Raw genomic sequence first — 21232 nt, forward strand, 5'->3', positions numbered from 1 at the left:
CGGCTTCTTGTAGACCGTTGGCTTTCGCAGGTGGGAGGGAAAACGCGTGCCGCAAGACCCCCGGCATGGTGAATTCGGGCACCGGCGTTCCCGCCCAGACGAGGACGCCGCCGACAGCGGCACCACCGCATCGACCGGTCGGCGTCGGCGCGCGTTGGGCGACGACGGCACCGGCGGCACCCGCGTCATAGACCTGCTCTCCAAGCACGGCAAGGCCCCGAGCCGCGGCACCAGCCGCCGACGCGCCGCCGAACCGGAACCACCGCAGGCCCCGCAGCCCCCCCAGCCCCCGCAAGCCTCTCCAGCACCGCAGCCGCCGCAGGCGTCGCAAGCCTCTCCGGCCCCAGCCGCCGCAGGCGTCGAAACCCCGCCCCGCCGCGCCGCCGAACCGCCCAAGCACCCCGCCAGCCCGGCCACCCGCCCCGAGCCGCTGGCTTCGCCGCCGGGCTGGACCGCGCCGGAGGGCGCTCCGCGCCGCTCTCGCTCCGCACCACCGAATCACCCAAGCACCCCGCCGGCTACGCCGCCGGGCTGGGCGCCGCCTGTGGCGGGCCCTCCCTCCGCTCAAGCGCCGAACGGCGGGCCGCGGCAGGGCCGCCGCCCCGCTCGCCCCAACGGGCCTGCACTGCCCGCCGACACCCCCGCTGGCCGCGCTCGACCGAATCCCGGCGGTGCCGCCGCAGCCTTCGCCGGTGGCACCGCCGCGCGCAACGGCGCCCCCACCGAGCCGCCCGCGCGCAACGGCGCTCCGGCTGTGAACCGCCCGTACGCAACGGCGCTCCAGCGGAACCGCCCGTACGCAACGGCGCTCCGGCTGAGCCGCCGATGCGCAACGGCGCTCCCGCCCAGCCGCCCCGCAACGGCGTCCCGGGCGAGCTGCCCGTGCGCAACGGCGCTGAACCGCCCGCTGCCGAGCCGACCAGGATCACGCAGGCGCTGACCGGCGAGCCCGCCCCGGCGAAGCCGCCGCGACCGCCAGTGGCGCGCCCGGTGCCACCGGCCGTCGACCAGGACCTGGAAGCCACCACCCAGCACCCGGCCGTCCCCGCCGAGCCGCCGAAGGCCGAGCAGACGGCGATGGTCGCGCGGCCGAAGCAGGCCGAGCAGACGGCGATGGTGGCGCGGCCCAAGCGCAATCCCGCCGGCGACGAGAAGACCACCTTGGCCAAGCCGGTGGCTCCGCCGGTCGCGGACGCCGAAGAGACCGCCATCGTCGCGCCCGCGGTCTCCGCCGACGCCTACGACGAGTTCGACGAGTTCGACGAGTTCGAGGACGGCGCCGAAGACGCCGAGGTCGACGTCGAGGAGCGCAAGAACGACATCAAGGAGATCGACGCCACCCTGGCGCGGTTCTCCGCCGTGCACGACGAGATTGCCGCCGAGGAGGCGGCCCGGCGCAAGAAGTACGCCTGGCTGCTGGGCAAGCGCCGGGAGCCGGAGCTCGGCACCGACATCCCGTTCGACTTCGTCGAGGGCCGGGACGGCCAGTCCCGGATGGAGTGGAAGAAGAAGCAGCGCAAGCGCCGCACGAACCTGATCGTGATGGCCGTGGCGATGGCTGCGTCGCTGACCGTGTTCCTGACCCTCGGCATCGCCTGGGGCGCGACCACGATCTGGGGCCCGCCGTCCGTCCAGGCGCTGGATCCGAACTCGGACTCCATCAAGGACATCGCCAAGCAGACCGGTGACCAGAACTTCCTGCTGGTCGGCTCGGACACCCGGGCCGGGGCCAGCGCGGACGACGGCGTCGGCAGCGAGCAGGACGAGCCCGGGGCCCGCGCGGACACCACGATCATCGCGCACATCCCGGCCGACCGCAGCCGCGTGGTCCTGGTGTCGTTCCCGCGCGACCTCAAGGTCGACATGCCCGCCTGCGAGCGCTGGGACTCGACCACCGGCAAGTACACGGGCGAGCAGGTTCCGGCGCGCAAGGACGTGCGGCTGAACTCGGCCTACGCCGTCGGCGGCCCGCTGTGCACGACGAAGGTCGTCCAGCAGATCTCCGGGTTGCGCGTGAACAGCTTCCTGGGCATCGACTTCCAGGGCTTCAAGTCGATGGTGGACGCGGTGCAGGGCGTCGAGATCTGCACCGAGAAGCCGATCGTCGACGCCACCCTCGGCACCGTGCTGCCCCAGGCGGGTCGGCAGACCCTCACCGGCGAGCAGGCGCTGAACTACGTGCGCGCCCGGCACGTCAAGGGCGACCCCACCTCGGACTACGGCCGGATGCAGCGCCAGCAGCTGTTCCTCTCGGCGCTGCTGCGCAAGGCGATGTCCAGTCAGGTGCTGCTCGACCCGGGCAAGCTGGGCGACTTCGTCAACGCGGTCAGCGCGAACACCTTCGGCGAGAACATCGGCGTGGACCGGCTGATGGACCTGGGCCAGCAGATGCAGGGCCTGGACGCCAGCCGCGTCACCTTCATCACCGTGCCGACCACCGGCTACGCCGACCAGAACGGCATGGAGATCCTGCGGGACGCCGACACCAAGGCGCTGTTCCAGGCGATCCTCGACGACGCCCCGATCATGTCGGGCAGCGGCGGACCCGCAGCCCTCACCACGCCCAGCGGCGGGGGTGCCGCGGCGACGGTGAACGACGTTCGGCAGCAGCCTGCGGACCCGAACCAGCCGCCTGCCGTCCCGGACGGTCTGTCCACGGTGAACGCGGGAACCGACATCTGCGGCTGACCGTGGGGCAGCCGAACAAGTTTCATAAGGGGCCGTTCACCCTTGATTCACCAAGGGTCATTCTGTCCGATTCCGGCTCGAAGTACCCTGGACGGCATGCGTGAGGTCTACCAGGAACAGCTCGGCGAGCTCGCCGATGAACTCGCTTCGATGTCGACCATGGTCGGCACAGCTATGGAGCGCGCCACGAAGGCTCTCCTGGAGACCGACCTAGAGCTCGCAGAGCAGGTCATCGAGGACGACGTCCAGGTCGACGAGGCGCGCGCCCGGGCCGAGGAGCACGCCTTCGGGCTGCTGGCCCTGCAGGCGCCGGTGGCCGGCGACCTGCGCACGGTGATCTCCACCATCCACGCCGCCGAGGACCTGGAGCGGATGGGCGACCTGGCGCTGCACGTGGCCAAGACCGCGCGCCGCCGCCACCCGAACGCGGTGCTGCCGCAGGACGTGCAGCCGTACTTCGCCGAGATGGGCCGGGTCGCCGTCAAGCTGGCCGGGCGGGCTGGCATCGTGATCCGCACGCAGGACGTCGAGGCCGCGCGCGGGCTCGAAGAGGACGACGACGAGATGGACGACCTGCACCGGCACCTGTTCACCGTGCTGATGAGCCCGGAGTGGTCGTACGGGGTGGCGGCCGCGGTGGACGTGACGCTGCTTGGCCGGTTCTACGAGCGGTTCGCCGACCACGCGGTCTCGGTGGCCCGCCGGGTCGTGTTCATCGTGACCGGAAAGATGCCGACCGGCTGAGCCGTTTTCGCAGGTGACGGGCGGTTCGACCGGCGAAGTATTAATACTCGGTCTCAGTACTCGATGTTGCGATCATCGTGTGCGATCCTCGTTCGGGTGAGAAGGTTCCGAACCGCGTCCGGCGGGGTGTGCGGTGCGTAAGAGTCCTACCGTGCATCGACGGCGACTGGGCAGCGAGTTGCGGCGGCTGCGCGAATCCGCGGGCCGCACGCATCGCGAAGTCGCCGCCCACCTGGACTGCTCCCAAGGCAAGATCAGCCAGATCGAACTCGGCCGGGTGCCGGTGCGCACCTCCGACGTGCGATTGATGGCCGAGTTCTACGGCGCCACCAGCGACCAGCTCTCGGCACTGGTGGACCTCGCGCAGGATTCCAAGCAGCGCGGCTGGTGGCAGCAGTACCCGAGCACCGCCCAGCGGCCCGGCCTGCAGACCTACCTCGGCCTGGAGACCTCGGCGAAGGCGGTGAGCTGCTACGGCGCGGATCCGCTGCCGGAGCTGCTGCAGACCGCCGAGTACAGCCGGGCGCTGTTGACCGCGGGCGCGCAGGTCTACGACCCGGACGAGCTGCAGGAGCGGCTGGCGGTGATCTCAACGCGTCAGCAGCGGCTGCTAGGGGAGAACCCGCTGGAGCTGTGGGCGGTGCTCGACGAGTCCGCACTTCGGCGCGCGGTCGGCGGCCCGGGGGTGATGCGCCAGCAGCTGGAGCACCTGGTGCTGCTGGGCTACCGGCGCAACGTGACCATCCAGGTGCTGCCGTTCCGCAGCGGCGGGCACCCGCTGATGGGCGACCGGATCGCGGTGTTCTCGTTCCCGGACGACGCCGACCCGCAGGTCGTGCACCTGGGCGACTCGGTGAACTCCCGGTTCCTGGACAAGGCCGAGGACACGGCGGACTACCTCAAGTCCTTCGAACAGGTCTGCACCCAGGCCCTAAACCCTAAGGACTCCAGCGCCTTCATCTCGGCCATCGCCGACGAATCCCTGGCGTAACACCGCAATTTCAATTTGAAACTGCACACCCACCAACGCCCAGAACGCCGTGCGCTGAGTCGGACCCAGTTTCAATGGAAATCAGAGGTCCGATTTCCATTGAAATTGAAGTTCGAGAAGACCGCTGAGGTTTCGCCACCCGCACCGCCACGCAACACGAGCCTGGAAACCGCCTCCAACTTCCGAAACGATGAAGGGTACCTCTTGCCGACCAAGAGGTACCCTTCACGCTTCGAACGATCAGCCGAAGCGGCCGGAGATGTAATCCTCCGTCGCCTTCTGGGTCGGGTTGGAGAAGATCTTGCCCGTCTCGTCGATCTCCACCAGCTGGCCCGGCTCGCCGACCGCGCGCAGGTTGAAGAACGCCGTCTGGTCACTCACCCGCGCCGCCTGCTGCATGTTGTGGGTGACGATGACGATCGTGTAGTCCTGCTTCAGCTGCGAGATCAGGTCCTCGATCGCCAGCGTCGAGATCGGGTCCAGCGCCGAGCACGGCTCGTCCATCAGCAGCACGTCCGGGCGCACCGCGATAGCCCGGGCGATGCACAGGCGCTGCTGCTGACCACCGGAGAGCCCGCCGCCTGGTTTGCCGAGCCGGTCCTTGACCTCGTCCCACAGGTTCGCGCCGCGCAGCGCCCGCTCGGCGATGTCGTCGAGGCTCTTCTTGTTCTTCTCACCCGCCAGCTTCAGCCCGGCCACCACGTTGTCCCGGATGGACATCGTCGGGAACGGGTTGGCCCGCTGGAAGACCATGCCGATGGTCTTGCGGACCTGCACCGGGTCCACGTCGCTGGCGTAGATGTCCTCGCCGTCGAGCAGCACCTTGCCCTCGACCCGCGAGCCCGGGATGACCTCGTGCATGCGGTTCAGCGAGCGCAGCACGGTCGACTTGCCGCAACCGGACGGGCCGATGAACGCGGTGACGCTTCGGGCTGGGACCTGCAGGGTCACGTCCTGCACGGCGTGGAACTTGCCGTAGAACAGGTTCAGGTCCTTGATGTCGAGACGCTTGGCCATTAGTTCGGTCCCTACTTGGTCTTGATCGCGAACAGCTTGGACAGCAGCGACGCGACAAGGTTGATCAGCATGATGACGAGCACGAGGGTCAGCGCGGCGCCCCACATCCGGTAGTCACCGGCCACGGTTCCGGTGCTGCGCTCCATGTAGATCGTCAGCGGCAGCGACGCCATCTCGCCGCCGAAGAGGTTGAAGCTGATGGAACTGGAGTAACCCACCAGGATCAGCAGCGGCGCGGTCTCGCCCAGCACGCGGGCGAGACCGAGCATCACGCCGGTGAGGATGCCGGACAGCGCGGTCGGCAGCACGATGCGCACGATGGTCTTCCACTTGGGCACCCCGAGCGCGTAGGACGCCTCGCGCAGCTCGTCCGGCACGATCAGCAGCATCGTCTCGGTGACCCGCACGACCACCGGCAGCATCAGCAGCATCAGCGCCAACGCCACCGCGAAGCCGCTGCGGCTGAAGCCGAAGGTGGTGATCCACAGCGCGTAGATGAACAGACCAGCCACGATCGACGGCAACCCGCTGAGGATGTCGACCATGAAGGTGGCGATCCGGGCGAACCGGGACTCCCGGCCGTACTCGATCAGGTAGACGCCGACCATGATGCCCAGCGGCACCGCGATGACCGCGCACACCAGTCCCTGCAGCAGGGTGCCCATCAGTGCGTGGTAGATGCCGCCGCCGAAGTCGTTGGGCAGCAGGCCGTTGAAGGAGTGCGTCCACCAGCCGACGTCGAGCAGCGGCTTGAGTCCGCGCTCCAGCAGCGTCCACAGCACCCACAGCAGCGGGACCACCGCGATCACGAACGCCGCGGCGAACAGCGTGGTGGCCAGGTTGTTCTTGAACTTCCGCCCGAAGCTGATCCGCTGGAACGCCGGTGGGGTGGCGAGCTGCTCCACGTCAGCGGTGTCGGTCCTCATGCTTTCCCCTTACCGCTGGTGCTCTCGATCCAGCGGGCGATCGCGTTCACCGCGAAGGTGATGACGAACAGCACCAGCCCGGCCGAGATGTAGGCGCCGACCTGCAGGTTGTTGTTGAACTCCCCGGAACCGAGCGCGATCTTGGAGGCGAAGGTGGCACCGGCGTCGAAGACGCTGTAGTTCGGCGGGGCGGTGCTCATGCTCAGGATGATCGTCAGCGCGACGGTTTCGCCGAGCGCGCGCCCCAGACCGAGCATGGAACCGCCGATGAAGCCGTTGCGGCCGAACGGGAACACAGTCGTGCGCACCACTTCCCACTGCGTGGCGCCGAGCGCCAGGGCGCCCTCGATCTGCGTGGTGGGGGTGCGCGAGAAGACTTCGCGGCTCACCCCGGTGATGGTCGGCAGGATCATCACGGCCAGCACGATGCCGGCGGTTAAGACGTTGGCGCCGGAGTCGGTTGGCGCGTTGCCGTTGGCGAAGATCGGGATCCAGCCGAGGTTCTCGTTCAGCCACACCGCGACCGGCTTGAGCACCGGCCCCAGCACCAGGTAGCCCCACAGGCCGTAGATCACCGACGGCACGGCGGCCAGCAGGTCGACGATGTAGGCGAACGGGCGGGCCAGGGTGCGCGGCGCGTACTGGGTGAGGAACAGCGCAATGCCGCAGGCCACCGGCATCGCGATGGCCAGTGCGACGATCGAGCTGGCCACCGTGATCCAGGCCAGGTCGATGATGCCGAAGCTCAGGTGGCTCGGGTTCGCGGTGTTCCACTCCCGGCTGAACAGGAAGTTCACCTGGTTGACCTGCAGCGCCGGGACGGCACGGATCAGTCAGCAGGAACACGCCGATGGCGGCGATGAGTGCGACCACGAAGGCGCCGGAGGCGGTCGCGACCGAGGAGAAGACCCGGTCGCCGATGCGGACCTTCTTGCCTGCGAAGGTGTCGGGAGCGGAAATGGGAGCCTCCGGTCCGGAACTGGGCGCCGAAGCGCCCCGCGGGGCACCGGGTTCGGTGTCCGCGGGGCGCAGATCGGCTCTCGTCGAGTCGGTCACTGCTATTTGCAGCCTCTCACTTCGTCCGTTCGACTCTTGGCTCGCCTTGGGTAGGTGCGACCCGGCTTACTCACGAGATGGCGTTGACGGCAGTCAGGACCTTGCCCTTGAAGGATTCCGGCAGCGGGACGTAACCGGCCTTCTCCAGCTCCTGCGGGTTGGCGTTGGCGGCGACGGTCAGAAACGCCTTGACGGCCTTCGCGGTCTCCGCGTCGTAGCCCTTGGAGCAGACGATCTCGTAGGTGTTCAGGACGATCGGGTAGACGCCCGCGGCCTTGTTGCCGTAGATCGAGTCGAGGTTGACGCGCAGGTCGTTGCCCTCGCCCTTGATCTCGGCGTCCTCAATGGCCTTGCCGACGTTGGCGGTGGTCAGCTCGACCGGGCCGGCGCCGCTGTCGATCTTGGCGATGCCCAGGCCGAGGTTCTTCGGGAAGGACCACTCGACGTAGGTGACGCTGCCCTCGGTGGCCTTCACCGACTGCGCGACCTGGTCGCTGCCGTCGCGGCCCTGGCCGATGCCCGGCCCGCCCTGGAACTGCTTGCCCTTGCCGGTCCAGGCGCCGCCGGTGGCGGTGGCCAGGTACTTCTGGAAGTTCTCGGTGGTGCCCGACTCGTCGGAGCGGAAGAACGGCACGATGTCCTTGGCGGGCAGCTGCGCGTTCGGGTTCAGCGCCTTGATAGCCGGGTCGTCCCACTTCTTGATCTTGCCCTGGTAGATCTTGCCGATCACGTCGGCGTTGAGGGTCAGGTCGGTGACGCCGGGCAGGTTGTAGGAAATCGCGACCGGGCCGAAGACCATCGGCAGGTTCCAGGCCGGGTTGCCCTGGCAGCGCTCGGCGGCCTTGGCGACCTCGCCCTTCTCCTCGCTCAGCGGCGAGTCAGAACCGCCGAAGTCGATCTGGCCAGCGGTGAAAGCGGCAACGCCCTTGCCAGAGCCGGACTTCGTGTAGTTGAGCTGCTGGCCCTGGCACTTCTGGCCGTAGTCCCGGGCGAAGACGTCCATCGCGTTCTTCTGCGCCGAGGAGCCTTCCGCAGAAACCGGCTTGGTGCCGCATTCGACCTGGACACCGCCGAGGGCGGGGTTGCCGCCGCCCTGCGGTGCGTTCTGGTCGGAGCCGCAGCCGGCGAGCACGAGCGAGCCCGCGGCGAGAACGGCGAATGCAGCGCTGTGCCGCTTGATCTTCACTTCGTTCCTCCAGTTGGAAACCCTGCGGTTGCGCGGCCGAGCCTCGCGCAGGCTCGTGCTTTGGCCGCTCGACACGGACGCTAAGGAGTCGGAGTGGACGATCGCCGCCATCGAAGTGAACGAGAGGTGAACAAGGCACGCTAAGTAAGCAGGCACACATTCCGGCAGGGGAAAAGTGACCCGATTCCTAGGTGATCCAATAACTTACGGCTGCATTCAGTCAGCGCCCAAATTGCACATCCGTGTCCCATTTCTCGAATCCCAACCGCTGGTAGACCCTGATGGCGGGCGCGTTGTCACCCTCGACATAGAGCATCACCTGGCGGCAACCAGTATCGCGGAGATGGCGCAATCCGGCCACCGTGAGTGACCGGCCCAATCCGCCGCCCTGCGCGTCCGGGTCGACACCGACGACGTAGACCTCGCCCACGCCGCCCGGGTGGACCTTGGTCCAGTGGAAGCCCAGCAGTTCGTCGGCGCGGGTCACGGCGAGAAAGAACCCGGCGGGGTCGAACCACTCCTCACGTTCCTTGGCACGCAACTCCTGCTCGGTCATGCCGCCCTGCTCCGGGTGCCAGGAGAAGGCCCGGTGGTTGACCTCGACCACGGCGGCCTCGTCGCGGCTCGGCCGGAAGGCGCGGATCCGCACGCCCTCGGCGGTCGCCACCTCGGGCAGCTCCGGCTCGGCGAGCGCCCGCCCCATCCGCCACAGCTCGCGGGGGCGGCTGAAGCCGTAGCGCTCGGCCAGCCGCACCGCGCCCACGTGCTCGCCGTGCGACCAGATCCGCAGGCGGCCCAGGTCGGACGCGGGTTCCGGGGAGAGCTCGGCGCGGTCCAGCAGCGCCTCGACCAAGCGGGCGCCGGCGCCCTTGCGGCGGTGGTCGGGGTGCACCGCCAGCTCGGCGACGAGCTGCCCGGCGTCCTTCTCATGCTCGGTGTCGAGGTGCGCGTACCCGATGAGGACGCTGCCGGCGTCGCGCACCACGAAGTGCTCGGAGCGCACGTCGGCCTGCACCGGCTCGATCTGGTGGATGACGTCCCGATGCGCCTTCAGCCGCAAGATCACGTGCTCACCGACCGGGGCCACCCCATCGGCCTGCTCGGTCTTTTCGAGCAGGGCCATGACCTCGGCCGCTTCACTGCTGTCCAGTCCATTTCGCCAAGTCAGCTGCACGTCCACGACGTTACCCACGAACCTTGCGGTTGACGCGATCGGAACGCTAAGACTTGTCCTCGAACTCCGTCCTTGGAACCGGCAGTACCGGTTGCACACGTGGGCTTCGACAGCGGACACCTCCAGGAGCAACGTGTGACTGAACTCCGCCGGCGGCTCACCACCGCCGACGCCGTGGTGATCGGCCTCTCCGCCATGATCGGCGCAGGCCTGTTCAGCGCCTTCGCCCCGGCCGCCGCAGCGGCCGGATCGGCCCTGATCATCGGCCTGGGCGTCGCAGCGATCATCGCCTTCTGCAACGCAAGCAGCTCTGCGGCGCTCGCGGCGAAATACCCGGCGGCGGGCGGCACCTACGTCTACGGCCGCGAACGCCTCGGTCCGTTCTGGGGCTACCTCGCGGGCTGGGGCTTCGTGCTCGGAAAAACGGCCTCGTGCGCGGCGATGGCCCTGACCGCCGCCGAGTACCTCGCCCCCGCCGCCCCCAAGCCCGTCGCCGCGGCGTTCGCCGCGGCTCTGGGCGCGGTGAACTACGTCGGGGTCACCCGCACCGCCAAGCTCGCTCGCATCCTGCTCGCGCTGACGCTCGCGGCGCTCGCGTGCACGCTGCTCGCGGTGTGGCTCGGTGGCGCCTCGGCTGCCGCCTCAGCGTCCTCGCCGCCTGCGCCGCTGGGCGTCCTGCAGTCCGCCGGGCTGCTGTTCTTCGCGTTCGCGGGCTACGCCCGCATCGCGACGCTCGGCGAAGAGGTCCGCGACCCGCAGCGCACCATCCCCCGCGCGATCCCGATCGCGCTCGGGATCGTGGTGTGCCTCTACGTCGTGGTGGCCGTCTCGCTGCTGGTGGCGCTCGGCCCGGCGGGCCTCGCGGCGTCGTCTGCTCCGCTGGCCGATGCGGTGCGGGCCGGCGGGTTGTCTCAGCTGGCACCGGTTGCGGTGTTCGGTGCCGGCATTGCTGCGCTGGGCGCGTTGCTCGCGCTGCTCGCAGGTGTGGGCCGGACGGCGTTGGCGATGGCCCGGGAGCGCGATCTACCGGCCCCGTTGGCGGCGGTGCATCCGCGCTTCGCGACTCCGCACCGCGCGGAGCTGGTGGTCATCGTGGCGGTCGTGGTGCTGGTGCTCGTCACGGATCTGCGGGGTGCGATCGGGTTCTCGTCGTTCGGGGTGCTGGTGTACTACGCGATCGCCAACGCCTCGGCGTTCACCCTGTCCCGCGACCAGCGCTGGTTCCCGCGCGCGCTGCCGGTGCTCGGGTTCGTCGGCTGCGTGGTCCTCGCGTTCGCGCTGCCCTGGGCCTCGGTGCTCAGCGGCATCGCGTGCTTCGCCATCGGCGCCGCCGTCTGGGCCTGGCGCCACCGCTCCAGGTCTTGACGCGGCGACCAGTACCCGGGGTTTAGTACCCGGGGTTCGGCACGAATGATCCCAGATGAGTCTCGAATTCACCCGAATCGGGAATAGGACCACACGAAGATCGTTCGCTAGTTTTTCCGGGCAAGATCGGAAAAGCTCTCACCTCAGACGAAGATCAACAATTCGCCGCGGAATCTCCCGGAATGCGCAAAGGCACCCCGCCACGTGGTGGCCGGAGGTGCCTCGCAAGTGGATCAGTACGCGTCGGCCGTCTCGTATTCGGCGGCCTCGAACTCCGCCCCCTCCAGCTCGGCCGGCTCCGCGGCCAGCCGACCGGCGTTGCGGTTCGGGCGGACGAACTTGTAGCCGACGTTGCGGACCGTGCCGATCATCGAGTCGTGCTCCGGGCCGAGCTTCGCGCGCAGCCGCCGCACGTGAACGTCGACGGTGCGGGTGCCGCCGAAGAAGTCGTAACCCCACACCTCCTGGAGCAGCTGGGCCCGGGTGAACACCCGGCCCGCGTGCTGGGCGAGGTACTTGAGCAGCTCGAACTCCTTGTAAGTGAGCTCCAGCGCCCGCCCCTTCAGCCGCGCGGTGTAGGTCGCTTCCTCGATCACCAGGCCACCAACGCTCAGCGAACCGTCGCCGCTGGTACCGGCACTGCTGCGGCGCGAGACCAGCAGCCGCAGGCGGGCGTCGATCTCGGCCGGGCCGGTGGTCGGCAGCAGGATGTCGTCGACCCCCCACTCGGCACTGATCGTGACCAGCCCGCCCTCGTTCACCAGCGCCACCACCGGCGCGTCCCCGGCCGCCAGCAAGCGGCACAGGTCGCGCGCACCAGCCAGGTCGTTGCGGGCATCGACGACGATCACGTCGTGCGCGCCGCCGGAGAGGATCGCGCCGGGGTCGGCGGGCAGGATGCGGACCCGGTGCGGCAGCAGGGCCAGCGAGGGCAACACCGCCTCGCAGCCTTCTTCGCTGGTCAGCAGCAGCAGCTCGGAGCTCATCTGAAGGGCCTCCGTCCCAAGGCGAGAAACACCGACGACCGGTGGGAGAGTGGCATCCGCGCGGATGCGGATGACTCGGCGTCGTTGCCTGTGGATGGCAAGGAGAATAACCGAAATGCGGCGGAAAAACCCAGTTCTAACCGGCGGCATCACATTTGTGAACGGCAGGCGACCATTTGTTACGGGCATGTGTCACGTGCGCCGGGTCACTCTTGCCGCCGCCGACGGCACGCCGTTGCGCGGGCTGCTCTACCCCGGCCCCGGGCTCCCAGCGGACCTCGGTTTCGTTGTGGGCCACGGCTTCACCAGCCACGTTCGCAAACCCTACGTGCGGCGGGTGCTGGAGCGGCTGGCCGCTCACGCCCCGGTGCTCGCGGTCGACTTCCGCGGCCACGGCCGTTCCGGTGGCCGCACCACCGTCGGCCCGGCGGAGGCGCTGGACATCGCCGCAGCCGTCGCGCGCCTCCGCGAGCTCGGCTGCCACAAGGTCGTCACCGTCGGGTTCTCGCTGGGCGGCTCGGTGGCGCTCCGCCACGCAGCGCTGTCCGCACCGCCGGACGCGGTGATCTCGGTAAGCAGCCCGGCGCGTTGGTGGGTCCGCGACACGCCCGCGATGCGCAGGGTGCACTGGCTGCTCGAGCAGCCGCACGGCCGGTGGAGCGCCCGGCTGCTCGGCGTCCGCCTCGCCCCGCCGTGGCCGGACGTGCCGGTCTCGCCGATCGAGCTGGTTCCGCGCATCCAGGTTCCGCTGCTGATCGTGCACGGTGACGAGGACCACTACTTCCCGGTGGCCGACGCCGTCGCGCTCAGCGAGGCAGGCGGGGGCGAGTTGTGGCTGGAACCGGGCATGCGACACGCCGAGAGCGCGACCAGCCCCGAACTGGTTGACCGCATCGCCGGGTGGGCGGCCGATACAGTGGGACCACCCGATCGTGGTGGTCGCTAGCGTTCTGCGGACAACCGCCGGCCATCCTGCCCTGCCCCGACCAGAACGGACCGCTCGGTGAAAAAGCTCGCCATCGCCCTCGTGATCATCGTCGGCCTCCTGGTGGGTGCCGACTTCGGCGCCGCAGCGATCGCCGAGTACCAGGTGTCGAAGAAGGTCGCCGAGCAGCTCAAGCTGCGCGAGAACCCCGACGTGCGGATCAACGGCTTTCCGTTCCTCACCCAGGCCATCGCCGGGAACTACCGCGATGTGCAGCTGGCGGCCAACGCCGTGCAGGTCGGGAAGCTCAACGAGGTCGGCGTCGAAGCGGACCTGCACGGCGCCCGGGTGTCCACCGCCGACGTGCTGTCCGGGACCGCCGACCACTTCACCGTCGACCAGCTGGTCGCCCGGGTGAAGCTGAAGGCCTCCGACATCGCCCGGCTGATCGGCATCCAGGACCTGACGATCGAGCCGGCGCAGAAGGACGCGCTGGCCGACGACGACGGCAACGTCAGCAGCGCGGACGAGCAGCTCACCGCGGGCACCGACGACACGAAGGCCGTGGTCCAGCTGGACGGCACCGTGAACATCGCCGGCTCCGACAACAAGGTGCGGGTGATCGCGGTGTTGTCGCTGGTCAACGGCAAGATGCAGATCGAGCCGCGCAAGCTGGACCTGAACAACAGCGCGCTGGGCCGGATCGAGCTGCCGAAGCTGTTCGAGCAGTCGGTGCTCAAGCAGTTCAGCACCACCCTCGACCCCGGCGTGCTGCCGTTCGAGATCAACCCGACCGCGGTGCGCGTCGAGCGGGGCGCGCTGGTCCTCGAGGGCACCGCTGAAAACGTGACCATCAGCGCCAGCGGGGTGAGCACGGGGTGAATACGGGGTGAATACGGGCACCTGGGCACTGCTGATCGCCGTCGTCGTCGCGTTGGTCTTCGGCGTGGTGTGGCAGGCCCGGGACGGCAAGGTCCACGCGAAGACCGGGAAGGGGAACGTGTTGGACAAGCTTCCCGAGGGCCTGCGGCAGCGGCTCGCCGACGCCCCGGGCGACGACGCAAAGGTGACGCTGCTGCAGCTGTCGACGACCTTCTGCGCGCCGTGCCGGCACACCCGCATCCTGTTGGCCGACTTCGTCCAGCGCACGGACGGCGTACGCCACGTGGATGTCGACCTCACAGATCACCCGGAGTGGTCGACACCGCTGCGGGTGCACCGCACCCCGACGACGCTCGTGCTGGACGGCGCGGGCCACGAGCTGTTCCGCATCGGCGGCGTCCCGCGCCGCGACGAACTCGCCACCGCCCTCCTACCGCACCTGGCATGAGGGTTCGGGGCGAACGGACCGTTCACGCCAATAGAAGAAGCAAACAGGCCGTTCACACCACACACCCCCACCCCACCGACATGAAGCGAACGGACCGTTCGCGCCAATAGGGGAGGTGAACAGGCCGTTCGCTCCGCCTGCACCCCGACCGGCGTCTCACCTAGTGAACGACCTTCCCGCCGATCGGTCTAGCCGGTAACCTCCGACCCGTGCATGTACTGCTGACCCGGAGGCGCGCGGTGGATCTTTGCCGCGTGGGTAGCAGCCTGTGTTGCGGGCACTGACCAGGCGGTAGTACGTCTTGCACCTTGCGCGGCTCATGCCCCGGTCTGGGTGCGTCCGAACCCGCCTGACGGACTCGGCAGTCGAAGTCCACTTGTCAGGAGGCCCCATGTCTGCCGCAACGCTCGACCCGCGCGGCGTCCGCTTCACCGCCGCTATGACCAGCGCGATCCTCGCGCTCGGGCTGGTCACCGCCAGCTGGCGGGTGCTCGCCGCGCAGATGGTGTTGTTCGGGATGTGCGCATTCATCGGAATGCGGCTCAACCCGTGGGGTTTCGTGTACCGGCAGGCAGTGCAACCGCGCCTCGCGCCGATCGACCCGGCCGAGCGGGAAGATCCGGCGCCGGTCCGGTTCTCGCAGGGCGTCGGCTTCGCCTTCGCCCTGCTGGCCACCATCGGCTACGCCGCCGAGTGGACCGCCCTGGGCATCGTCGCGAACGGTTTCGCCCTGGTGGCGGCGCTGCTCAACGCGGTGTTCGGATACTGCCTCGGCTGCCAGATGTACCTGTTGCTCCGGCGCGCCGCCCCTGTCGGAGCGTCCACATCAGACACCCGCTGAACCACCGAAGATCAACAAAGGAGTCGCTCGATGAGCCGCGCAGAGGTCCTGGTTTCCACCGAGTGGGCCGAACAGAACCTGAACACCGCGGGCGTGGTGTTCGCCGAGGTGGACGAGGACACCACCGCCTACGACGGCGGGCACATCCCGGGCGCCATCAAGCTGGACTGGAAGAACGAGCTCCAGGACCACGTCCGCCGCGACTTCGTCAACCGCGAGGGCTTCGAGAAGCTGCTGTCCGCCAAGGGGATCAGCAACGACGACACGGTGATCCTGTACGGCGGCAACAACAACTGGTTCGCCGCGTACGCCTACTGGTACTTCAAGCTGTACGGGCACGGCGACGTCAAGCTGCTCGACGGCGGCCGCAAGAAGTGGGAGCTCGACGGCCGCGAGCTCACCAAGGACGAGCCGAACAAGACCGCCACCACCTACCAGGCTTCGGAGCCGGACACCTCGATCCGGGCGTTCCGGGACGAGGTCCTGGACGCGATCGGCAACAAGAACCTGGTCGACGTCCGCTCGCCCGACGAGTTCGCGGGCAAGCTGCTGGCCCCGGCGCACCTGCCGCAGGAGTCGGCGCAGCGCGCCGGCCACATCCCGTCGGCGATCAACGTGCCGTGGAGCAAGGCCGCGAACGAGGACGGCACCTTCAAGTCCGACGACGAACTCGCGGAGATTTACGGGGCAGCCGGGCTCGACACGGCGAAGGACACCATCGCCTACTGCCGCATCGGCGAGCGTGACATGAAGCGAACGGACCGTTCGCGCCAATAGGGGAGGTGAACAGGCCGTTCGCTCCGCCTGCACCCCGACCGGCGTCTCACCTAGTGAACGACCTTCCCGCCGATCGGTCTAGCCGGTAACCTCCGACCCGTGCATGTACTGCTGACCCGGAGGCGCGCGGTGGATCTTTGCCGCGTGGGTAGCAGCCTGTGTTGCGGGCACTGACCAGGCGGTAGTACGTCTTGCACCTTGCGCGGCTCATGCCCCGGTCTGGGTGCGTCCGAACCCGCCTGACGGACTCGGCAGTCGAAGTCCACTTGTCAGGAGGCCCCATGTCTGCCGCAACGCTCGACCCGCGCGGCGTCCGCTTCACCGCCGCTATGACCAGCGCGATCCTCGCGCTCGGGCTGGTCACCGCCAGCTGGCGGGTGCTCGCCGCGCAGATGGTGTTGTTCGGGATGTGCGCATTCATCGGAATGCGGCTCAACCCGTGGGGTTTCGTGTACCGGCAGGCAGTGCAACCGCGCCTCGCGCCGATCGACCCGGCCGAGCGGGAAGATCCGGCGCCGGTCCGGTTCTCGCAGGGCGTCGGCTTCGCCTTCGCCCTGCTGGCCACCATCGGCTACGCCGCCGAGTGGACCGCCCTGGGCATCGTCGCGAACGGTTTCGCCCTGGTGGCGGCGCTGCTCAACGCGGTGTTCGGATACTGCCTCGGCTGCCAGATGTACCTGTTGCTCCGGCGCGCCGCCCCTGTCGGAGCGTCCACATCAGACACCCGCTGAACCACCGAAGATCAACAAAGGAGTCGCTCGATGAGCCGCGCAGAGGTCCTGGTTTCCACCGAGTGGGCCGAACAGAACCTGAACACCGCGGGCGTGGTGTTCGCCGAGGTGGACGAGGACACCACCGCCTACGACGGCGGGCACATCCCGGGCGCCATCAAGCTGGACTGGAAGAACGAGCTCCAGGACCACGTCCGCCGCGACTTCGTCAACCGCGAGGGCTTCGAGAAGCTGCTGTCCGCCAAGGGGATCAGCAACGACGACACGGTGATCCTGTACGGCGGCAACAACAACTGGTTCGCCGCGTACGCCTACTGGTACTTCAAGCTGTACGGGCACGGCGACGTCAAGCTGCTCGACGGCGGCCGCAAGAAGTGGGAGCTCGACGGCCGCGAGCTCACCAAGGACGAGCCGAACAAGACCGCCACCACCTACCAGGCTTCGGAGCCGGACACCTCGATCCGGGCGTTCCGGGACGAGGTCCTGGACGCGATCGGCAACAAGAACCTGGTCGACGTCCGCTCGCCCGACGAGTTCGCGGGCAAGCTGCTGGCCCCGGCGCACCTGCCGCAGGAGTCGGCGCAGCGCGCCGGCCACATCCCGTCGGCGATCAACGTGCCGTGGAGCAAGGCCGCGAACGAGGACGGCACCTTCAAGTCCGACGACGAACTCGCGGAGATTTACGGGGCAGCCGGGCTCGACACGGCGAAGGACACCATCGCCTACTGCCGCATCGGCGAGCGTTCCTCGCACACCTGGTTCGTGCTTCGCGAACTGCTGGGCAACACCAACGTCAAGAACTACGACGGATCGTGGACCGAGTACGGCTCGCTGGTCGGCGTCCCGATCGAGAACCCGGCCGAAGAGGCCAAGAACTGACGAATCTGCAGCTGGCAAGGACCGAAGAACGAGAGATCGAGGAGCGTTGAGCATGAGCGGATGCGGAGCGCCGCAGCAGTCGGGCACGGCGGTCGCCGAGGAAACCGACCAGGTCGTCGTGACGGGCAAGGTACGTGCCGGAGACCAGCCGGTCGGCGGGGCGTTCGTCCGCCTGCTGGACTCCTCCGGCGAGTTCACCGCGGAGGTCGTGTCCTCCCCGGAGGGTGACTTCACCTTCTACGCGGCCCCCGGCGCCTGGACGGTCCGAGCCCTCCACCGCGACGGCAAGGGCCAGGCAGACGTCACCACTTCCGGCCCGGGCGTCCACGCGGTGGACATCGCGGTCGCCTGATCAAACCGGATTTTTCGAGCTGAAGGGCACCTCTGGGCGACTTGCTCGCTCAGCGGTGCCCTTCGCGCTTCCGCGTGATCGGGACCGCTTCGGTCAGTTGGTGGTCTTGGCGCGGAGGAGGGCGAAGGCCCGCTCGTCGCGGTCCTGGGAGCGCGGGTCGGAATCCTCCCGGCAGCCGACCGTCGTGAAGTCCACGACCTCCCAGCCGGTGCGGTCGAACAGCCGCCGCAGGCCCGTCTCGCTGAAGATCCAGAAGTTCGTCGCGTCGTTGTTGGCCTCCGCCGGGTCCAGCAGGTACGCCACCGGCTGCTGCTGGATCCGGGTGCCGTCCGGCGCTACCTGCGCGATCCGGGTCGACACGAAGCACAGGTCGGCATGCTTGGCCAGCTGCTCCAGCACGAAGAACGGGTTCTTCAGGTGGTAGAGCAGCCCGAGGAAGAACACCGCGCCGTAGCGCTCGGCGGGCATCCGGAACTGCGAGTCCAGGTCGATCTCGTGCACCTGCACGCCGGAGTCCAGTTCCTCGACGAGCCGCCGCGCGCCGCGCAGCCCGTTGAAGTTCGTCGGACCGTTGTCGATCACGTCCACCTGGCAGCCCAGCTCGGCCTCCAGGAAGAACCCGAAGTCGCCGTCGGCCGCGCCGATGTCCGCGACGCGGGTGCCGGCGATCCGGTCGAACACCGACCGCTGCTCGCTGGTCAGCAGCGCGTCCAGGTGGAAGATGTTCGCCATCGTGTCGTACGGGTACCAACCGAAGCCGGCCGGCGCGATCTTGTCCTTGCGCGCCAGCAGGTCCTCGCGGAAGGTCAGCGCGCGCTCGCGCAACGTCTCGAAGTCCATGTGATCCCCGTCCCTGCTGTCGGTTCGGCGCAGTTCGGCGCGGTACCCGCCGCAGATCATGCCCGACGCCACACTCCGCGCGGGCGTCGCGGTGGTTATCCTTTGCGCGTGGAACTTATCGACTTCCTGCACTACGGCCTCGTCACCCTCGTCGGGCTCGCCGCGGTCGCCACCGTCTGGTTCGCCTGCTACGTGATGTACCGCCTGTACAGCGACTGATCCGGGGCGACCGGTAATCTCGGCCTGATGACTGCTACGCCGAACGAACCACAGCGCGGCAGCGGCGATGCCGCGGTCGCCGCGGCTGCGGAGCGCGCCAAGCACACCAAGCACCGCAATGTGCCGGAGTTCGACGACCTGCCCGGGACCGGCGACACCGCCAACCTGCGAATGGGCCCGTCGCTGAACGACGGCTGTCTCGCACTGCTGCCGCTGGTCGGCGTGTGGCGCGGCGAGGGCGAGGCATCGCACCCTTCGCTCGACGAGCCGTACCGCTTCATCCAGCAGGTCACCATCGCGCACGACGGCCGCCCGTTCCTGACCTACGAGAGCCGCGCGTGGCGGCTGGACGGCGAGGGCGGCAAGGTCGTCGCGGCCGCGTTCCGCGAGGTCGGCTTCTGGCGTCCGCAGGCGGACGAGACGATCGAACTGCTGATCCTGCACGAGACCGGCGTCGCCGAGATGTTCTTCGGCAAGCCGCAGGGCCAGACGACCTGGCAGTTCGGCACCGACGCGGTGCTGCGCACGCCGACCAGCGAGGATGTCGCCGCGGCCAGTCGGCTGTACGGCGTCGTCGAAGGCTCGCTGGCTTACGTCGAAGAGCGCGCCACCTCGGAGCACGAGCTACAGCCTCGCCTTTCCGCGAAGCTCGACCGCATCGTTGGCTGAGCCAGGCGCCGATCCGCCGTTCCTGTCAGGCCCCCCGGCTAAGTTTCTACGTAATCGAGCTACGGAACCTGAGGTGGGCGAATCATGACTAGCACCCTGACCGGCGAGCGCGCCGACATCCTGGAACTCCTGCAAGCGCACCGCGGCTTCCTGCGGCACACGGTGAAGGACCTGACCGACGAGCAGGCCCGCCTGCGGCCCACCAAGAGCGAGCTGTGCCTCGGTGGGCTGATCAAGCATGTGACCTCGGTCGAGCGGAGCTGGGCCGACTTCATCCGCAACGGCCGCGCGTTCGACGCCTACGACGAGGCGGCGTTCGCCGAGCAGGCGGCGACCTTCCACCCGACCGACGAGGAAACGCTGGACGTGCTGCTGGCGGAGTACAAGAAGGTGGCGACGCGGACCGACGAGCTCGTCGCGTCCGTGCCGGACCTGGACCTCTCCCACCAGCTGCCGGACGCCCCGTGGCAGGAGGAGAAGGGCAAGCGCTGGACGGTGCGGCGGGTGCTGCTGCACATCGCGGCGGAGACCGCGCAGCACGCGGGCCACGCCGACATCATCCGCGAGACCATCGACGGCCAGAAGACGATGGGCTGATCAGGGGCCGGGTCCGATTTCAATGGAAATTGCGGCCGGAGGCAGTAACGGGTGATCAGTAGTTGGACTCGTAGAGGTGGTTGATCTCGGCGTGCAGGTCGGCGTCCGCCTTGATCTCGGTGCCGTCGATGGTGTGCACCTGGCTGACCAGCCGGACGCTCGAAGCCAGCCACACGCCGTCGCTCTCGAACAGCGCCGACGCCGGGAACTTCGTGACCTCGGTCTCCCAGCTCGCCTTCTCCGCGGCCCGGAACAGCGCCCCCTGGGTGGTGCCCTTGAGGATGCCCGAGCTGGGCGGCGTGGTCAGCAGCTTGCGCCCCTGCGCGATCACGACCGTCGAGGTCGGCCCCTCCAGCACCGAACCGTCGGTGGCGGTGAAGATGACCTCGTCGGCACCGCGCGCCTCGGCCTCCCGCATCGCGGCCATGTTCACCGCGTACGACAGGGTCTTCGCGGAAAGCAGCAGCCAGGGCGCCCGCTCCATCAGGTCCGGGGCGTAGCCCCGCTCCAGCGTCACGGCCGCAACGCCCTCGGCGCGCTTGCGCAGGGTGTCGGCGCCGATCTGCATGCCCATCGCGAAGCCGTTCGGCGTGCCGTCGCCGCCGTCGACGCCGCGGGTGCAGACGAGCTTCAGCGCCATCTGCGGGACGGTGTCCCACGACCAGTTGTCGATGACTGCCTGCGCGGCCCGCTCCCATGCGTCGCGCTCGGGCAACCGCATCTGCATCAGGTCGGCGGATCGCTCCAGCCGATCGAGGTGCGGCCCGAGTTCCCGCGGCTTCCGGTCGACGACCAGGATCGTCTCGAAGATGCCATCTCCCCGCATCACACCGAGGTCGTCCGCGCGGAACAGCGGCGCCTGCGGATCAACGATCGTCCCGTCCAAGAGTGCCAGTACGCGCATGCCGGAAGCCTAGAACCTCGACCCCCGCAACCGCT

At 68.8% G+C, this 21232-nt stretch carries 22 protein-coding genes and 2 pseudogenes; 16 read left to right on the forward strand and 8 right to left on the reverse strand.

Going from position 1 to position 21232, the window contains the following annotated elements:
• Nucleotides 1-825 precede the first annotated feature (825 nt).
• From SSPN_RS46690 to SSPN_RS0130690, 3 genes are all read left to right on the forward strand, one after another.
• The gene (locus tag SSPN_RS46690) at nucleotides 826-2688 is read left to right on the forward strand and encodes an LCP family protein (RefSeq protein ID WP_010312596.1); all 1863 of its coding nucleotides are present in this window, start codon (nucleotides 826-828) and stop codon (nucleotides 2686-2688) included.
• A gap of 96 nt (nucleotides 2689-2784) precedes the next feature.
• Nucleotides 2785-3432, forward strand: coding sequence for a phosphate signaling complex protein PhoU (phoU, locus tag SSPN_RS0130685; protein WP_010312598.1), 648 nt, complete (start codon nucleotides 2785-2787; stop codon nucleotides 3430-3432).
• 133 nt (nucleotides 3433-3565) lie between these two features.
• Entirely contained in the window at nucleotides 3566-4423 is an 858-nt protein-coding gene (locus SSPN_RS0130690) for a helix-turn-helix domain-containing protein (RefSeq protein WP_237710850.1), read from the forward strand.
• 240 nt (nucleotides 4424-4663) lie between these two features.
• Here the strand turns inward: SSPN_RS0130690 and pstB are convergent, their stop codons facing one another.
• From pstB to mshD, 5 genes and pseudogenes are all read right to left on the reverse strand, one after another.
• Nucleotides 4664-5440 (reverse strand): phosphate ABC transporter ATP-binding protein PstB, encoded by a 777-nt coding sequence (gene pstB, locus SSPN_RS0130695; RefSeq protein WP_010312602.1) that lies wholly within the window; start codon nucleotides 5438-5440, stop codon nucleotides 4664-4666.
• Between the two features lie 11 nt (nucleotides 5441-5451).
• The gene (gene pstA / locus SSPN_RS0130700) at nucleotides 5452-6366 is read right to left on the reverse strand and encodes a phosphate ABC transporter permease PstA (protein ID WP_010312604.1); all 915 of its coding nucleotides are present in this window, start codon (nucleotides 6364-6366) and stop codon (nucleotides 5452-5454) included.
• A pseudogene (pstC, locus tag SSPN_RS46695) lies at nucleotides 6363-7326 on the reverse strand (phosphate ABC transporter permease subunit PstC). The gene pstA and the pseudogene pstC overlap by 4 nt, the downstream one beginning before the upstream one ends.
• 166 nt (nucleotides 7327-7492) lie before the next feature.
• The gene (pstS, locus tag SSPN_RS0130710) at nucleotides 7493-8608 is read right to left on the reverse strand and encodes a phosphate ABC transporter substrate-binding protein PstS (protein ID WP_010312610.1); all 1116 of its coding nucleotides are present in this window, start codon (nucleotides 8606-8608) and stop codon (nucleotides 7493-7495) included.
• 220 nt (nucleotides 8609-8828) lie between these two features.
• Entirely contained in the window at nucleotides 8829-9788 is a 960-nt protein-coding gene (gene mshD / locus SSPN_RS0130720; protein WP_010312612.1) for a mycothiol synthase, read from the reverse strand.
• A 129-nt stretch (nucleotides 9789-9917) separates the two neighbouring features.
• Here mshD and SSPN_RS0130725 point away from each other — a divergent pair, with 129 nt between their 5' ends.
• The gene (locus SSPN_RS0130725) at nucleotides 9918-11147 is read left to right on the forward strand and encodes an APC family permease (protein ID WP_010312613.1); all 1230 of its coding nucleotides are present in this window, start codon (nucleotides 9918-9920) and stop codon (nucleotides 11145-11147) included.
• 233 nt (nucleotides 11148-11380) lie between these two features.
• On the opposite strand, the gene SSPN_RS0130730 is transcribed toward SSPN_RS0130725, so the two are convergent.
• Nucleotides 11381-12133, reverse strand: coding sequence for a winged helix-turn-helix transcriptional regulator (locus SSPN_RS0130730; RefSeq protein WP_010312615.1), 753 nt, complete (start codon nucleotides 12131-12133; stop codon nucleotides 11381-11383).
• Between the two features lie 187 nt (nucleotides 12134-12320).
• Between SSPN_RS0130730 and SSPN_RS0130735 the strand changes: the two genes are divergently transcribed.
• The 10 genes and pseudogenes from SSPN_RS0130735 to SSPN_RS0130770 all read left to right on the forward strand — a co-directional run bounded on the left by SSPN_RS0130735 (nucleotide 12321) and on the right by SSPN_RS0130770 (nucleotide 17968).
• Nucleotides 12321-13079 (forward strand): alpha/beta hydrolase, encoded by a 759-nt coding sequence (locus tag SSPN_RS0130735; RefSeq protein ID WP_029535886.1) that lies wholly within the window; start codon nucleotides 12321-12323, stop codon nucleotides 13077-13079.
• Between the two features lie 57 nt (nucleotides 13080-13136).
• A complete protein-coding gene (locus SSPN_RS0130740; RefSeq protein ID WP_010312619.1) occupies nucleotides 13137-13940 on the forward strand; it encodes an LmeA family phospholipid-binding protein in 804 nt (267 codons plus the stop codon).
• Nucleotides 13941-13947: 7 nt separating this feature from the next.
• Entirely contained in the window at nucleotides 13948-14388 is a 441-nt protein-coding gene (locus SSPN_RS0130745) for a TlpA family protein disulfide reductase (RefSeq protein ID WP_010312620.1), read from the forward strand.
• 209 nt (nucleotides 14389-14597) lie between these two features.
• On the forward strand, nucleotides 14598-14672 hold the full coding sequence (locus tag SSPN_RS63055) for a putative leader peptide (RefSeq protein WP_350945149.1): 75 nt from the start codon (nucleotides 14598-14600) through the stop codon (nucleotides 14670-14672).
• Between the two features lie 107 nt (nucleotides 14673-14779).
• Entirely contained in the window at nucleotides 14780-15229 is a 450-nt protein-coding gene (locus SSPN_RS0130750; protein WP_010312622.1) for a DUF4395 domain-containing protein, read from the forward strand.
• A 30-nt stretch (nucleotides 15230-15259) separates the two neighbouring features.
• A pseudogene (locus SSPN_RS46700) lies at nucleotides 15260-15973 on the forward strand (sulfurtransferase); the annotation flags it as partial.
• A 132-nt stretch (nucleotides 15974-16105) separates the two neighbouring features.
• Nucleotides 16106-16180: a putative leader peptide gene (locus SSPN_RS63060; protein WP_350945149.1), complete on the forward strand. Its 75-nt coding sequence runs from the start codon at nucleotides 16106-16108 to the stop codon at nucleotides 16178-16180.
• A gap of 107 nt (nucleotides 16181-16287) precedes the next feature.
• Entirely contained in the window at nucleotides 16288-16737 is a 450-nt protein-coding gene (locus SSPN_RS0130760) for a DUF4395 domain-containing protein (RefSeq protein ID WP_010312622.1), read from the forward strand.
• 30 nt (nucleotides 16738-16767) lie between these two features.
• Nucleotides 16768-17616: a sulfurtransferase gene (locus SSPN_RS0130765; protein WP_010312628.1), complete on the forward strand. Its 849-nt coding sequence runs from the start codon at nucleotides 16768-16770 to the stop codon at nucleotides 17614-17616.
• A 52-nt stretch (nucleotides 17617-17668) separates the two neighbouring features.
• Nucleotides 17669-17968: a DUF1416 domain-containing protein gene (locus SSPN_RS0130770; protein WP_010312629.1), complete on the forward strand. Its 300-nt coding sequence runs from the start codon at nucleotides 17669-17671 to the stop codon at nucleotides 17966-17968.
• Between the two features lie 93 nt (nucleotides 17969-18061).
• Here the strand turns inward: SSPN_RS0130770 and SSPN_RS0130775 are convergent, their stop codons facing one another.
• Nucleotides 18062-18868 (reverse strand): methyltransferase domain-containing protein, encoded by an 807-nt coding sequence (locus SSPN_RS0130775; RefSeq protein ID WP_010312631.1) that lies wholly within the window; start codon nucleotides 18866-18868, stop codon nucleotides 18062-18064.
• 186 nt (nucleotides 18869-19054) lie between these two features.
• Here SSPN_RS0130775 and SSPN_RS0130785 point away from each other — a divergent pair, with 186 nt between their 5' ends.
• Both SSPN_RS0130785 and SSPN_RS0130790 read left to right on the forward strand, forming a co-directional pair.
• Nucleotides 19055-19696 carry a heme-binding beta-barrel domain-containing protein gene (locus SSPN_RS0130785; RefSeq protein ID WP_010312635.1) on the forward strand — a complete coding sequence of 214 codons (642 nt, stop codon included), beginning with the start codon at nucleotides 19055-19057 and terminating at the stop codon, nucleotides 19694-19696.
• An 84-nt stretch (nucleotides 19697-19780) separates the two neighbouring features.
• Nucleotides 19781-20293, forward strand: a complete 513-nt coding sequence (locus SSPN_RS0130790) for a DinB family protein (RefSeq protein ID WP_010312638.1) — start codon at nucleotides 19781-19783, stop codon at nucleotides 20291-20293.
• 55 nt (nucleotides 20294-20348) lie between these two features.
• On the opposite strand, the gene SSPN_RS0130795 is transcribed toward SSPN_RS0130790, so the two are convergent.
• The gene (locus SSPN_RS0130795; RefSeq protein WP_010312640.1) at nucleotides 20349-21197 is read right to left on the reverse strand and encodes an aminodeoxychorismate lyase; all 849 of its coding nucleotides are present in this window, start codon (nucleotides 21195-21197) and stop codon (nucleotides 20349-20351) included.
• Nucleotides 21198-21232: the final 35 nt, after the last annotated feature.

The organism is Saccharopolyspora spinosa NRRL 18395 (assembly GCF_000194155.1).
Classification (GTDB): Bacteria; Actinomycetota; Actinomycetes; order Mycobacteriales; family Pseudonocardiaceae; genus Saccharopolyspora; species Saccharopolyspora spinosa.

Excerpts from the sequence above, each read along its gene's own strand:
- phoU (WP_010312598.1), top strand. The coding sequence starts at position 2,785 with ATGCGTGAGGTCTACCAGGAACAGCTCGGCGAGCTCGCCGATGAACTC.
- pstB (WP_010312602.1), bottom strand. The coding sequence starts at position 5,440 with ATGGCCAAGCGTCTCGACATCAAGGACCTGAACCTGTTCTACGGCAAG.
- SSPN_RS0130775 (WP_010312631.1), bottom strand. The coding sequence starts at position 18,868 with ATGATCTGCGGCGGGTACCGCGCCGAACTGCGCCGAACCGACAGCAGG.
- SSPN_RS0130795 (WP_010312640.1), bottom strand. The coding sequence starts at position 21,197 with ATGCGCGTACTGGCACTCTTGGACGGGACGATCGTTGATCCGCAGGCG.
- SSPN_RS0130765 (WP_010312628.1), top strand. The coding sequence starts at position 16,768 with ATGAGCCGCGCAGAGGTCCTGGTTTCCACCGAGTGGGCCGAACAGAAC.
- SSPN_RS0130760 (WP_010312622.1), top strand. The coding sequence starts at position 16,288 with ATGTCTGCCGCAACGCTCGACCCGCGCGGCGTCCGCTTCACCGCCGCT.
- SSPN_RS46690 (WP_010312596.1), top strand. The coding sequence starts at position 826 with ATGCGCAACGGCGCTCCCGCCCAGCCGCCCCGCAACGGCGTCCCGGGC.
- SSPN_RS0130785 (WP_010312635.1), top strand. The coding sequence starts at position 19,055 with ATGACTGCTACGCCGAACGAACCACAGCGCGGCAGCGGCGATGCCGCG.
- SSPN_RS0130750 (WP_010312622.1), top strand. The coding sequence starts at position 14,780 with ATGTCTGCCGCAACGCTCGACCCGCGCGGCGTCCGCTTCACCGCCGCT.
- SSPN_RS0130770 (WP_010312629.1), top strand. The coding sequence starts at position 17,669 with ATGAGCGGATGCGGAGCGCCGCAGCAGTCGGGCACGGCGGTCGCCGAG.
- pstA (WP_010312604.1), bottom strand. The coding sequence starts at position 6,366 with ATGAGGACCGACACCGCTGACGTGGAGCAGCTCGCCACCCCACCGGCG.
- SSPN_RS0130735 (WP_029535886.1), top strand. The coding sequence starts at position 12,321 with ATGTGTCACGTGCGCCGGGTCACTCTTGCCGCCGCCGACGGCACGCCG.
- SSPN_RS0130730 (WP_010312615.1), bottom strand. The coding sequence starts at position 12,133 with ATGAGCTCCGAGCTGCTGCTGCTGACCAGCGAAGAAGGCTGCGAGGCG.
- SSPN_RS0130790 (WP_010312638.1), top strand. The coding sequence starts at position 19,781 with ATGACTAGCACCCTGACCGGCGAGCGCGCCGACATCCTGGAACTCCTG.